The following is a 12911-nucleotide window of genomic DNA, read 5'->3' as shown; positions in this document are numbered from 1 at the left end:
GCGTTTCCGACTCTATCAGACTCTTTCGTGTCCGACTTCCTCGGTGCCTTTCCGGTTCCCGCTCCGGCCTTTCGGCTTTCGCGTTTCCCTTTCCGGCGGATCCGACTTTATCAGAAGTTTTCGGCCGGACTTACCGGCTTCGGATTCCGATTGATCGGGGGTGACTTCTCGCATTGATGTAATTCGAGAAGCAGGAAGATATTAACTGTTGCCACTGGACTTGTCCAGTTCTAGGCAACTGTTCGAATCTACCTCCCCGGTCCTTCCGTGTCAACGGCTTTTCCGGGGCGAGAAGGAGACTAGCAGGTCAGCGGGGTCGGACGCACATCACGCTGCGAGCGGGACCGACGCACTGCGTTCTTGCTGGTCAACGTCGCCTGTGGCGCCTGCGCGGGCCGCTCTGCCGCCCAGGACGTAGACGTACGCGAGGAAGGTCAGTTCGGCGCCGACGCCGATGGCGATGCGGGCCCACGTCGGGAGGCCCGAGGGGGTGACGAAGCCTTCGATGGCGCCCGAGACAAAGAGGACCAGGGCCAGGCCGATGGCCATGCCCAGGGCCGCGCGGCCTTCTTCTGCCAAGGCGGTGCGGCGGGTGCGGGGGCCCGGGTCGATGACGGTCCAGCCGAGGCGCAGGCCCGTGCCCGCCGCCACGAAGACGGCGGTCAGCTCCAGGAGGCCGTGGGGCAGGACCAGACCGAGGAAGGTGTCCAGGCGGCCGGCCGAGGACATCAGGCCTATGCCGACGCCGAGGTTGAGCATGTTCTGGAAGAGGATCCAGAGGACGGGGAGACAGAGGAAGGCGCCCAGGACGAGGCACATCGCGGCCGCTTGGGCGTTGTTCGTCCAGACCTGGGCGGCGAAGGAGGTCGCGGGGTGGCTGGAGTAGTACGTCTCGTACTCGCCGCCCGGCCGGGTCATCTCGCGGAGTTGGCTGCGAGCCGCGATCGAGGACTGGACCTCGGGGTGGGTGGCGATCCACCAGCCGATGATCGCTGCCAGGACCGTCGAGAGCAGGGCGGTGGGGATCCACCAGCGGCGGGATCGGTAGACCGCTGCGGGGAAGCCGTGCGTCAGGAAGTGCGTCACGTCGCGCCAGGAGGCGCGACGGGTGCCGGTCACGACACTGCGCGCGCGGGCCACCAGGTGCGTGAGGCGGCCGGTGAGCTGCGGGTCCGGTGCGCTGGACTGGATCAGGGAGAGGTGGGTGGCGGTGCGTTGGTAGAGGGCTACGAGTTCGTCGGCCTCGGCGCCGGTGAGGTGGCGCTGGCGGCGCAGCAGGGCGTCCAGTCGGTCCCACTCGGCTCGGTGGGCGGACACGAAGACGTCGAGGTCCATCGGTTGACTGCTCCTCGTACTGCGGCGCGTGACTGCTCAGCTTGGCAGACTGGCCAGTCCTACGGCAGGGCAGGGAAGGGCGGCGGGCGTGAGTGAGCTTGTGACGGGTGAGGCGGTGGCGCTGGAGTTGCGTCCCGCGAAGCTGCCGAGCCGGGCGCTTTCCGTACTGATCGACATGGCCGTGGCGTGGACCGTCTATCTCGTGGTGACCCTCGGGATCATCGCGTCGACCTCCTCGCTGGACGATGCGGCCGCCGCGGCTCTCGCGGTCGCCACCTTCGTACTGATTCTGATCGGCGGGCCCATCGCGGTGGAGACGCTCAGCCATGGGCGGTCGCTCGGGAAGCTGGCGTGCGGGTTGCGGGTCGTGCGCGACGACGGGGGGCCGATCCGGTTCCGGCACGCGCTGGTGCGGGGGGCCGTCGGGGTCGTCGAGATTCTGCTGACGTTCGGGGTCGTGGCGTGTATCGCGTCGTTGGTGTCGGCCCGCGGGCGGCGGCTCGGGGATGTCTTCGCGGGGACGCTGGTCGTGCGTGAGCGGGTGCCCACGGGGCGGGCGGCGTTCGTTCCTCCGCCTCCGCCCTGGCTGGCCGGGCGGTTCTCCGAGCTGGACCTGTCGGGGGTGCCCGAGGGGCTCTGGCTGGCTATTCGCCAGTACCTCACGCGGATGGGGCAGCTGGATCCGCAGGTGGGCTGGGCCATGGCCGAACGGCTTGCCGGTGATCTGGTGGAGCGGACCGGAGCGCCCGCGCCGTACGGGGTGCCTCCGGCCGCGTACTTGGCTGCTGTTGTGCAGGAGCGGCAGGCGCGGGACGCGCGGCGGGCCTTTGGTGGGGCCGCCGACTCCGGGGGCGGGGCGGGGGCTGCCGTTTTTTCGGGGGGCCCGGGTAGTGGTGCTTATCCCGGAGCTGCGCGTACTGACGCTGATCCCGGTACTGCGCGTACTGACGCTGATCCCGGTGCCGCTGATGGCAGCGGATTTCCGGCTGGGGCCGCTGAGTCCGAGTCCGCAGGACAGGGTGGTGAGCCCTCTCCCCCGGCCACGGGGTTCGCGCCACCGGCTTGAGCGGGAACGGAGACGCGAACGGCTGGCGGCTGGCGGTTCGGTGAGGGCGCCGGGGTCAGGTGAAGACCGACGGTGGGGTTTCGAGGTGTTCCAGCTCGATGCCGGGGGCCGCGAGGACCACGTCGCCGGTGAGGTGGACGGCGTGCTGTTCACCGGTGTCCAGGGCTGTGACCTGGTATTCGTCCACGGTCAGGGGGCCGTTGTCAGTGGCGTGTGCTTCGCTTTTCAGCAGGGCCCAGGACTGGTCGAGGGTACGGGGGGCGAGGACCGGGTCCGTGAAGGCGACCAGGCGGAGTCGGGTCGCGGGGGATGCGGGGGTCAGGCGCAGGAGCCGGGCCGTCGCGATGAGGAAGGCGGGGGACGTGCCGGTGAAGGCGTGTGCGGGGGCGTTGTCTTCGGTGGCGTGGGTGCCGGTGGGGTCGGTGCGGACCCAGGTGACGCCGTTGAGGACGCCGGCGCGGACCTGCCAGTCGCCCGCGTGGAGTTCGAGGCGGATGGGGCGGCCCCGGTCATCGAGTGCGAGGTCGACGGAGCCCGCGGGGGTGCCTGAGGGGGTGGTTCGTTGGGAGACGTAGCGCCAGCCGGAGGGGCCGGGGGCGCAGTGGAAGTGTTCTTCACCGAGGGGGGTGTGGTCGTGCGTGTCGTGGAGCGAATAGCGGCCGCGGGGCATGGGCTTGGGTCCTGGTCCTCGGGTGGGTTCGTACGGTGAGTCTCGCCGGTTTCGGAGTGGGGTGCGCAAGTTCCGGCGTAGGTCGCGCGGGGCCGGGGTGGGCCGTGCCCAGTCCGGGGTGGGCCGTGCCCAGTCCGGGATGGGGCGCGTGTCGGCCCGGAGTGGGGCGCGTGTCGGCCCAAAGGGGCAGGCCCCCGCCGCGGGGGCGAGGGCCTGCTGAAGTGGCGCTGACCTGCGGCCGGTTGGCCGTCGGTATCAGTAGCGGTAGTGGTCGGGCTTGAAGGGGCCCTCGACCTCGACGCCGATGTAGGAGGCCTGCTCGGGGCTCAGCTTGGTCAGCTTCACGCCGAGCGCGTCCAGGTGCAGACGGGCGACCTTCTCGTCCAGGTGCTTGGGCAGCACGTAGACGTCGGTGGGGTACTCCTCCTGCTTGGTGAACAGCTCGATCTGGGCCAGCGTCTGGTCCGCGAAGGAGTTCGACATCACGAAGGAGGGATGACCGGTGGCATTGCCCAGGTTCAGCAGCCGGCCCTCGGACAGCACGATCAGAACCTTGCCCTCGGGATAGGTCCAGGTGTGCACCTGCGGCTTGACCTCGTCCTTGACGATGCCCGGCGTCGCCGCCAGACCCGCCATGTCGATCTCGTTGTCGAAGTGACCGATATTGCCCACGATCGCCTGGTGCTTCATCCGGGCCATGTCCGCGGCCATGATGATGTCCTTGTTGCCCGTCGTGGTGATGAAGATGTCCGCCTGCTCCACGACCTCATCCAGCGTCGTGACCTGGTAGCCGTCCATCGCCGCCTGCAGCGCGCAGATCGGGTCGACCTCGGTGACGATCACCCGCGCGCCCTGGCCGCGCAGCGACTCCGCACAGCCCTTGCCCACATCGCCGTACCCGCACACGACCGCCGTCTTGCCGCCGATCAGCACATCGGTGGCCCGGTTGATGCCGTCGATCAGGGAGTGCCGGCAGCCGTACTTGTTGTCGAACTTCGACTTCGTCACCGCGTCGTTCACGTTGATCGCCGGGAAGAGGAGGGTGCCCTCGCGGTGCATCTCGTACAGGCGGTGGACACCGGTGGTGGTCTCCTCCGTCACGCCGCGGATCTCCGAGGCCAGCTGGGTCCACTTCTGCGAGCCCTCACCGATGGTGCGGTGAAGGACCTGCAGGACCACACGGTGCTCGTCGTTCTCCGCCGACTCCAGGGCCGGGACCTTGCCGGCCTTCTCGTACTCGACACCCTTGTGCACCAGCATGGTGGCATCGCCACCGTCGTCCAGGATCATGTTCGGGCCGCCGCTGGGGGTGTTCGGCCAGGTCAGCGCCTGCTCCGTGCACCACCAGTACTCCTCCAGGCTCTCGCCCTTCCAGGCGAAGACCGGGATACCCCGGGGGTCCTCCGGCGTGCCCTTGGGCCCGACGGCGACGGCCGCGGCGGCGTGGTCCTGGGTGGAGAAGATGTTGCAGGACACCCAGCGGACCTCGGCGCCCAGCGCCACCAGGGTCTCGATGAGGACGGCCGTCTGCACCGTCATGTGCAGCGAGCCCATGATGCGGGCCCCGGCCAGCGGCCGGGCATCGGCGAACTCCTTGCGGATCGCCATCAGACCGGGCATCTCGTGCTCGGCGAGGGTGATCTCCTTACGGCCGAACGCGGCCAGCGAGAGATCGGCGACCTTGAAGTCCTGGCCGTTGATGAGAGTCATGAGTGAGCTGCTCCTCGTGGGATTGATCGAGGGTGGACATGGCTGACCTGCGGCGTCGGGCACACGGGTGCACGGACGCGCGCAGCGCAGTCCGTCGGAGGCCCTCTCTCCCTCGGACAGTCCGTGCGTGGACCGCCCGACCGCCATCAGCAGCGACGTCTGGCTCGTCCCCAAGCTACACCGATTGGCCCAGTAAGCCCCAGCCCACCTTCGGCACACCGTGTCTGGCGGATAGGCCGTCAGACCTGGACGATATGGGACCTTTGCGCTTTTGATCCTGGGCTTATGTGTTGCAGGATGCCTTGAGATCGGGAACATTGCGCGATCTTGTCCGGCGAAGGCGTTAGGAGATCCACGTGACCAGTCCGGCCGATCCCCCCATAGGCGGGCCCAGCGGAGGGCAGCGCAGGCTGAAGCTGCTCGCGGTGACCGCCTGTCCGACCGGCATCGCTCACACGTACATGGCGGCGGAGAAGCTCTCGCAGGCGGCGGCGAGCCTCGGTGTCGACATGAAGGTGGAGACGCAGGGCTCCATCGGGGCCGAGAACGTTCTTTCTGACAACGATGTCAGAGAAGCGGACGGCATCATCATCGCAGCCGACAAGGACGTGGACCGCAGCCGCTTCGCCGGTAAGCGGGTCCTGTCCGTCGGCGTGTCCGAGGGCATCAGCCGCCCGGAACGGCTGATCGAGCAAGTGCAGAGCGCGCCCGTGCACGACGGGGGCGCGGGCGGCGGCTCCGCCGGGCAGCCGTCCGGTGGGGGCGGCGGAGGCGGCCGGGAGCGGAGCGTCGCGTACAAGGCACTGATGAACGGCGTCTCGTACATGATCCCGTTCGTCGTGGTCGGCGGGCTGCTGATCGCCATCTCGCTCTCGCTCGGCGGGCACACCGACCCCAAGGGCGGGCTCGTCATCCCCGACGACTCGTTCTGGATGCACGTCAATCAGATCGGCACCATCGGGTTCACGCTGATGGTCCCGATCCTGTCGGGATACATCGCCTACGCGATCGGGGACCGGCCCGCGCTGGTGCCCGGCATGATCGGCGGCTGGATCGCCAACACCGGTGAGCTGTACGACTCCAAGGCGGGCGCCGGCTTCATCGGGGCCATCGTCACCGGCTTCCTGGCCGGTTACCTGGTGCTGTGGATCAAGAAGGTCAAGGTCCCGAAGTTCGTCCAGCCGATCATGCCGATCATCGTGATCCCCATCATCGCGACGTCCGCCCTCGGCCTGTTCTTCATCTACGTCATCGGGAAGCCGATCTCGTGGGTCTTCGAACATCTGACGAGCTGGCTCAGTGGGATGACAGGGACGAGCGCGATCCTGCTCGGCGCGATCCTCGGGCTGATGATCGCGTTCGACATGGGCGGTCCGGTCAACAAGACGGCGTTCCTCTTCGGCGCCGGGCTCATCGCGACCGGCAACCAGACCGTCATGGGCATGTGCGCCGCCGCCATCCCCGTCATGCCGCTCGGGCAGGGTCTCGCGACGCTGATCCGCAAGCGGCTCTACACCGAGCAGGAACGGGAGACCGGGCTCGCGTCGTTGTTCATGGGGTTCTTCGGGATCTCGGAGGGCGCGATCCCGTTCGCGGCCGCGCGGCCCGCGCAGGTCATCCCCGCCAACATGCTCGGCGGCGCCGTGGCCGGTGCGATCGCCGGCCTGGCGAGCGTGAAGGACGCGGTGCCGCACGGCGGTCCGATCGTCGCGGTCCTCGGCGCCGTCGGCGGCGTACCCATGTTCTTCGTGGCCCTCGCCATCGGTTCCGTCGTCACCGCGCTCACGACCGTGACCCTCATCGACCTCAGCGAGCGCAAGCGACGTGGGGCTCCGCCGGTCGGCGCGCCCGGTGGAAGCGGGGGGCCCGAGCCGGTGCTCGCCGGGGTCGGGACGACCGCGAGTGGTGCGGCGGTCGCGGCGGACGGTCTCCGGAAGGACTCGGCTCCGACGAAGGCTGCGACTACGGCTGCGGCTGCGGCTCCGACGGTGGCGGCCCCGGCGCCTGCGCCTGCGCCTGCGCCTGCGCCTGCGCCTGCGCCCGAGTCTGAGTCTGAGTCTGAGCCCGAGGACGCCGGCGAGGTCCTCTCCGGCTACCTCACCCGGCAGACCGTGAAGGTCCAGCTGGTCGCCGCCGACAAGGAGGCGGCGATCCGCGAGATGGCCGCACTGCTCGCCGCCACCGGCAAGGTCAACGACGTGGAGGAGCTGGTGCGGACCGCGCTGCGGCGCGAGGCGCAGGGCACCACAGGGCTCGGCGAGGAGATCGCCATCCCGCACGCCAAGACCGACGCCGTGGACTCGCCGGTCGTCGGGTTCGCCCGGTCCTCCGAGGGCATCGAGTGGGGCGCCCTCGACGGTACGAAGGCCAAGCTGATCTTCATGATCTCCGTACCGGAGGCCGCCGCGGGGGACGAGCACCTGCGGATCCTCGCGCTGCTGTCGCGGAAGCTGATGGACACCGGCTTCCGGGGGCGGCTCGAGGCGGCGCCGGACGACGCCGCGATCCTCGACGTGCTGCGCGAGGTACGGTAGCCCGCCTTTCGGGGACGTTTACGACGACGGGCCCCGCACCGGTGTGGTGCGGGGCCCGTCGTCGTACGTACGGGAACGGCTCAGTGGCCGCCGGGCGCCTTGGCCGGGTTGGTGCCCGCGGCGGCCGCGGACTCGCTGAAGATGTCCGGTTCGAGGTAGATCACGCGGGCGATCGGGACGGCGGCGCGGATGCGCTCCTCGGCGGCGTTGATCGCGGAGGCGACCTCGGCGGCCGTGTCGTCGTGCTGGACGGCGACCTTGGCGGCGACGAGCAGTTCCTCGGGGCCGAGGTGGAGCGTGCGCATGTGGATGACCTTGGTGACCGTCTCGCCGTCGACCACGGCCTGCTCGATCTTCCTGACCTCGTCGGTGCCCGCGGCCTCGCCGAGCAGCAGGGACTTGGTCTCCGCAGCGAGGACGATCGCGATGAGGATGAGCAGGACGCCGATGCAGAGGGTGCCGACGCCGTCCCAGACGCCGTCGCCGGTGGCCAGGGCGAGGCCGACGCCGCCGAGGGCGAGGACCAGGCCGACGAGCGCGCCGAGGTCCTCCAGGAGGACGACGGGCAGCTCGGGGGCCTTGGCGCGGCGGACGAACTGCGTCCAGCTGAGGCTGCCGCGCGTCTGGTTGGACTCCTTGATGGCGGTACGGAAGGAGAAGCCCTCCGCGATGATCGCGAACACCAGGACCCCGACGGGCCAGTACCAGTGCTCCAGCTCGTGCGGGTGCTTGATCTTCTCGTAGCCCTCGTAGATCGCGAACATGCCGCCGACCGAGAAGAGGACGATGGAGACGAGGAAGGCGTAGATGTAGCGCTCGCGCCCGTAGCCGAAGGGGTGTTGCGGGGTCGCCTCGCGCTGGGCCTTCTTGCCGCCGAGGAGCAGCAGTCCCTGGTTGCCCGAGTCGGCGAGCGAGTGGACGCTCTCGGCGAGCATCGAGGACGAGCCGCTGAAGATGAACGCGACGAACTTCGCCACCGCGATCGCGAGGTTCGCGCCGAGTGCCGCGACAATCGCCTTTGTTCCGCCTGACGCGCTCATGAGTGCCCGGGGTCCCTTCGCCTTCGTACGTTCTCGGCCATCGCCTGCGGGCAGTGCTTTGCCCGCCCTTTGCGGTGGGTCATTGTTGCAGCACGGGAGAGCGCTGGGGCGTCAGGCCACCACCGTGGCACGGAAAACCGTGCCTGTTCCGGACACTTCGGCCTTTTCTCCCGCCGGGACGAATGCGGACTGGCCGGGCGCCAGGGCCAGTTCGCCCGCGCGGACCGAGCCCGCCGTGCAGAGCAGGATCTGCGGGGTCGGGGCGGTGAGGTCGTGCGGGGCGGCGCCCTCGGGCAGGACGAAGCGGGAGAGGCGGAACTCGTCGATGGGGGTCTCGTAGACCTCTTCGCCGTCAGAGACTGTGACATCAGCCGCTGCCGCGGCGGGCTCCGGACGCAGCACGCCGGGGTCGGTCGCCTCGAAGCGGACGATGCGCAGGAGTTCGGGGACGTCGACGTGTTTCGGCGTCAGGCCGCAGCGCAGGACGTTGTCGGAGTTGGCCATGATCTCGACGCCGAGGCCGTCGAGGTAGGCGTGCGGGACGCCGGCGCCGAGGAACAGGGCCTCGCCGGGCTGCAGTCGGACGTGGTTGAGGAGCATCGCCGCGATGACGCCGGGGTCGCCGGGGTAGTGGTGGGCGATGCCCGCGTACGGCTCGTACGCGCCGCCGAGGCGCTGGGCGGCGGCGGTGACCTCGGTGACCGTCTCGGCCATCTGCTCGGGGTCGGCGGTCAGTACGGCCGTCAGGACCTCGCGCAGGGCGGCCTCTTCGGGCTGGGCGCGCAGCAGGTCGACGTACGGCTTGAGGGAGTCGACGTCCAGGGCCTCCAGGAGGTCCGCGGTCTCGGCGGGGGCGCGGAAGCCGCAGAGTCCGTCGAACGGCGTGAGGGCGCAGATCAGTTCGGGCTTGTGGTTGGCGTCCTTGTAGTTGCGGTGCGGGGCGTCGATCGGGACGCCGCGGCGCTCCTCGTCCGCGTACCCCTCCTTGGCCTGCGCGAGGTCGGGGTGGACCTGGAGGGAGAGCGGGGCGCCGGCGGCGAGGAGCTTGAGCAGGAAGGGCAGCCGCGGGCCGAACTTGTCGGTCGCGGCCGTGCCGAGTTCGCGCTCCGGGTCCGCGTCGATGACCTCGTTCAGCGCGCCGCGCCCGGTGCGCGAGGGTGCGCCCGGGTGGGCGCCCATCCACATCTCGGCCTGCGGCTCGCCGGTCGGCTCTGCGCCGATGAGCTCCGCGATGGCGGTGGTGGAACCCCAGGCGTAGGGGCGGACGGTGTTGCTGAGGCGGTCCACGGAGGAGCTCTCCCTTGCTGCGGCTACTGCTGCTACTGCTGCTGCTTCGTACGCGGAACTGCCGCTACCGGCGCGGCCGCGGACGCTGAACCGGGCGCGCCGCCTGCCGCGGCGGTCGCGGTCATGATCCGTCCGCCGAGGCGAGCGCCAGGTAAACGGCGGCGAAATCCGTGACGGCGATCAGCTCGGCGAGTGCTTCCAGTTCGTCGCCGCTCTCCGGTTCCAGCTCGCTGATCGCGACGTCGTGGCCGTGTGCGAGCTCGCGGGCGGCGGGGGCCGCGGTGAGGCCTCCGGCGTCCACCGGGGAGTCGCGGAGCAGCACCACGCGCGCGCGAAGGACGGCCGGGTCGTCGACGCGGTCGCGGAAGAAGTCGTCGGTGTCGTCGCCGCCCGCCGGATTGCCGGCGAGGAGGGCGCCGTGCGCGGGCAGCGCCTCGGGCAGCTCGGCGGCGAGCGCGGCGTGTCCGGCGAGCTCGGCGAGGGTGGCGGCGAAGCGGCGGCCCGCGACCCCGGCGGAGCGGCCCTCGGTCCAGATCAGCGGGAGGGCGTCGGCCAGCTCGGCGGCGAGGGTCTTGGCGGGGTTGCTGTAGGTCGCGACGGCCGGGCCGCAGCGTTCCGCGACGTGGTCGAGGCGGTCGGCGACCTTCTGCAGGGTGTCGACGGGGGCGGCGAGCAGTCCGGTGCGGTCCAGGAGCACGAGCAGCGGGACGAGGAGGGCCCACAGGGTGCCGGGGGCGCCGGGCGCGGCCTCGTCCTCGACGCGGCGTGCCTCGTACGAGGCGGAGTCGCGGTCGGTCCGGTCGTGTGCGCCTTCGTACGCGCCGTAGGGCGAGCAGGCCATGGGGACGGTGAGGCCGTGGCTGCCGTCCACGCTCTCGGCCAGCGGGGTGCGTGCGGGGGCCACCGCGACGACCGTGCAGCCTCGGCGGTAGGCCTGTTCGGCGAGGAGCGAGAGGCCGGGTTCGGTGCCGTCCGGGGTGGCGATGAGCAGCAGGTCGACGGGGCCGACCCAGCCGGGCAGCGCCCAGCGCAGGGCGCCGGCGGCGGGGGCCACGCCGGTGGGGGCGAGGCGGATGACGGGGCAGCCGGTGCCCGCGAGGCCGTCGAGCAGGTCGGCGACGCAGGTGGCCGCGGTGCCCGGCCCCGCGATGAGGACGGCGCGGGGCCGTCCGTCGGGCTTGAGTTCCGTAAGGCCCGCCTCCGCGGCGTGCCGGACGGCGGTGCGGACGCGGGCGCCCGCCTCCGCCGCGCCGCGCAGCAGTCCGCGGCGGTCGGCGCGGGCCAGCGCCTCTGGGGCGTCTAGCAGCGACTCGTCGAGCATGGGGGGTCGGGCCTCCGATCGCCGTGCACGGTTTCCTGCGGGGTGCCGGGCCGTTACGCGGGGCGGCGGGCCTCGTCGACCAGGAGTACGGGGATGCCGTCGCGGACCGGGTAGGCGAGGCCGCACTCCTTGGCGGCGGCCGTGCAGATCAGCTCGGTGTCCGTCTCCTTGAGGGGCGCGTGGCAGGCCGGGCAGGCGAGGATCTCCAGGAGGCCGGCTTCGAGCGGCATGGGGTGGGTCCCTTCGAGCTGATGTGATGGCGTTCATGAGCTGGTGCGACGGCGTTGCCGCGATGTCCTTGTCGCTCGTCGCGATGTCCCTGCGGCTTTTGCCGCGCAGGATGCGGCCTGGTCAGCCTACCTCTGTGCGGGGCGGGGCGCGGGGGTGCGGAGGGGCCGGTGGCGGGCCCCTCCGCGGTGTTCGAGGGGTCCCCCTTCGCGGTGTTCGAGGGGTCGGCCGGGGCCGACAGGCGGGGTCAGCCGCGGATGATCGCCAAAGCCTCGTCGCGCACCTTGGCCATGGTCGCCTCGTCGCGGGCCTCCGCGTTCAGGCGCAGGAGGGGCTCCGTGTTCGAGGCGCGGACGTTGAACCACCAGTCGGCGGCGGTCACGGTGAGGCCGTCCAGCTCGTCGAGGGTGACGCCGTCCTGGCCCTCGTACGCCGTTTTGATCGCGGCGAGGCGGGCGGTCTGGTCGTCGACCGTGGAGTTGATCTCGCCGGACCCGGCGTAGCGGTCGTACTGGGCGACGAGCCCGGAGAGGGTGCCGTCCTGGCCGCCCAGGGCCGCGAGGACGTGGAGCGCGGCGAGCATGCCCGTGTCCGCGTTCCAGAAGTCCTTGAAGTAGTAGTGCGCGGAGTGCTCGCCGCCGAAGATGGCGCCGGTCCTGGCCATCTCCGCCTTGATGAAGGAGTGGCCCACGCGCGTGCGTACGGGCGTGCCGCCGTTCTCCTTGACGACCTCCGGGACCGACCAGGAGGTGATGAGGTTGTGGATGACCGTGCCCTTGCCGCCGTGCTTGGCCAGCTCGCGGGAGGCGACCAGGGCGGTGATGGCGGACGGGGAGACCGGGTCGCCGTTCTCGTCGACGACGAAGCAGCGGTCCGCGTCGCCGTCGAAGGCGATGCCGAGGTCGGCGCCCTCCTCGCGGACCCGCCGCTGCAGGTCCACGATGTTGGCCGGGTCCAGGGGGTTGGCCTCGTGGTTGGGGAAGGTGCCGTCCAGCTCGAAGTACATCGGCACGAGTTCCAGGGGCAGGCCGTCGAAGACGGTGGGGACGGTGTGGCCGCCCATGCCGTTGCCCGCGTCCACCACGACCTTGAGCGGGCGGATGGCGGTGAGGTCCACGAGGCCGCGCAGGTGGGCGGCGTACTCGGTGAGGGTCTCGTGCGTGGTCAGGGTGCCGGTGGTCGCGGCGGGCTCGGGGGCGCCGGTGCGCAGCCAGCCCTCGACGAGGGCGCGGATCTCCGCGAGGCCGGTGTCCTGGCCGACCGGGGCGGCGCCCGCGCGGCACATCTTGATGCCGTTGTACTGGGCGGGGTTGTGCGACGCCGTGAACATGGCGCCAGGCAGGTTCAGCGCCCCCGAGGCGTAGTAGAGCTGGTCCGTCGAGCAGAGCCCGATCTCGGTGACGTCCACGCCACGTGCGGCCGCGCCGCGTCCGAAGGCCCGGGAGAGGCCCGGCGACGAGGGGCGCATGTCGTGCCCGACGACGATGGCCGACGCCGACGTGACCTGCGCGAACGCCGCCCCGAAGAGCTCGGCGAGCGACTCGTCCCACTGGTCAGGGACCACCCCGCGGACATCGTACGCCTTCACGATCTGGGACAGATCAGCAGTCACGGCCAACCCTCTCTGCAGGTGCTGCGAGTTCAGCGAGTACCGAGAGCCCTGCGAGAGCCCTCCGTGGTCAGCACAAAAGTACCCGCTGGCACCGGTGACAGGCCGGGC

At 70.8% G+C, this 12911-nt stretch carries 10 protein-coding genes; 2 read left to right on the top strand and 8 right to left on the bottom strand.

The annotated features are described in order from the left end of the window. Positions 1-327: 327 nt before the first annotated feature. On the bottom strand, positions 328-1335 hold the full coding sequence (locus ACFVYL_RS35230; protein WP_389723482.1) for a stage II sporulation protein M: 1008 nt from the start codon (positions 1333-1335) through the stop codon (positions 328-330). A gap of 88 nt (positions 1336-1423) precedes the next feature. Here ACFVYL_RS35230 and ACFVYL_RS35225 point away from each other — a divergent pair, with 88 nt between their 5' ends. Next, positions 1424-2401, top strand: a complete 978-nt coding sequence (locus ACFVYL_RS35225) for an RDD family protein (RefSeq protein ID WP_389723479.1) — start codon at positions 1424-1426, stop codon at positions 2399-2401. 55 nt (positions 2402-2456) lie between these two features. Here the strand turns inward: ACFVYL_RS35225 and ACFVYL_RS35220 are convergent, their stop codons facing one another. Both ACFVYL_RS35220 and ahcY read right to left on the bottom strand, forming a co-directional pair. Further along, positions 2457-3071: a hypothetical protein gene (locus ACFVYL_RS35220; RefSeq protein WP_389723476.1), complete on the bottom strand. Its 615-nt coding sequence runs from the start codon at positions 3069-3071 to the stop codon at positions 2457-2459. A gap of 255 nt (positions 3072-3326) precedes the next feature. Further along, positions 3327-4781: an adenosylhomocysteinase gene (gene ahcY, locus ACFVYL_RS35215; protein ID WP_389723472.1), complete on the bottom strand. Its 1455-nt coding sequence runs from the start codon at positions 4779-4781 to the stop codon at positions 3327-3329. Between the two features lie 356 nt (positions 4782-5137). On the opposite strand from ahcY, the gene ACFVYL_RS35210 reads away from it, so the two are divergent. Then, positions 5138-7315: a fructose-specific PTS transporter subunit EIIC gene (locus tag ACFVYL_RS35210; protein ID WP_389723469.1), complete on the top strand. Its 2178-nt coding sequence runs from the start codon at positions 5138-5140 to the stop codon at positions 7313-7315. A gap of 80 nt (positions 7316-7395) precedes the next feature. Here ACFVYL_RS35210 and ACFVYL_RS35205 read toward each other — a convergent pair whose 3' ends face one another. The 5 genes from ACFVYL_RS35205 to ACFVYL_RS35185 form a co-directional block, all read right to left on the bottom strand. After that, positions 7396-8355, bottom strand: coding sequence for a cation diffusion facilitator family transporter (locus ACFVYL_RS35205; protein WP_389723466.1), 960 nt, complete (start codon positions 8353-8355; stop codon positions 7396-7398). 111 nt (positions 8356-8466) lie between these two features. Then, entirely contained in the window at positions 8467-9642 is a 1176-nt protein-coding gene (manA, locus tag ACFVYL_RS35200; RefSeq protein ID WP_389723463.1) for a mannose-6-phosphate isomerase, class I, read from the bottom strand. A gap of 121 nt (positions 9643-9763) precedes the next feature. Then, the gene (locus tag ACFVYL_RS35195; protein ID WP_389723460.1) at positions 9764-10963 is read right to left on the bottom strand and encodes an SIS domain-containing protein; all 1200 of its coding nucleotides are present in this window, start codon (positions 10961-10963) and stop codon (positions 9764-9766) included. Between the two features lie 53 nt (positions 10964-11016). Next, entirely contained in the window at positions 11017-11193 is a 177-nt protein-coding gene (locus ACFVYL_RS35190) for a Trm112 family protein (protein ID WP_389723457.1), read from the bottom strand. A 245-nt stretch (positions 11194-11438) separates the two neighbouring features. Next, positions 11439-12803 (bottom strand): phosphomannomutase/phosphoglucomutase, encoded by a 1365-nt coding sequence (locus tag ACFVYL_RS35185; protein ID WP_389723454.1) that lies wholly within the window; start codon positions 12801-12803, stop codon positions 11439-11441. Positions 12804-12911 lie beyond the last annotated feature (108 nt).

The sequence above is a fragment of the Streptomyces sp. NPDC058308 genome, assembly GCF_042880275.1.
GTDB lineage: Bacteria > Actinomycetota > Actinomycetes > Streptomycetales > Streptomycetaceae > Streptomyces.
This window is presented reverse-complemented; position numbering and strand designations above follow the sequence as displayed.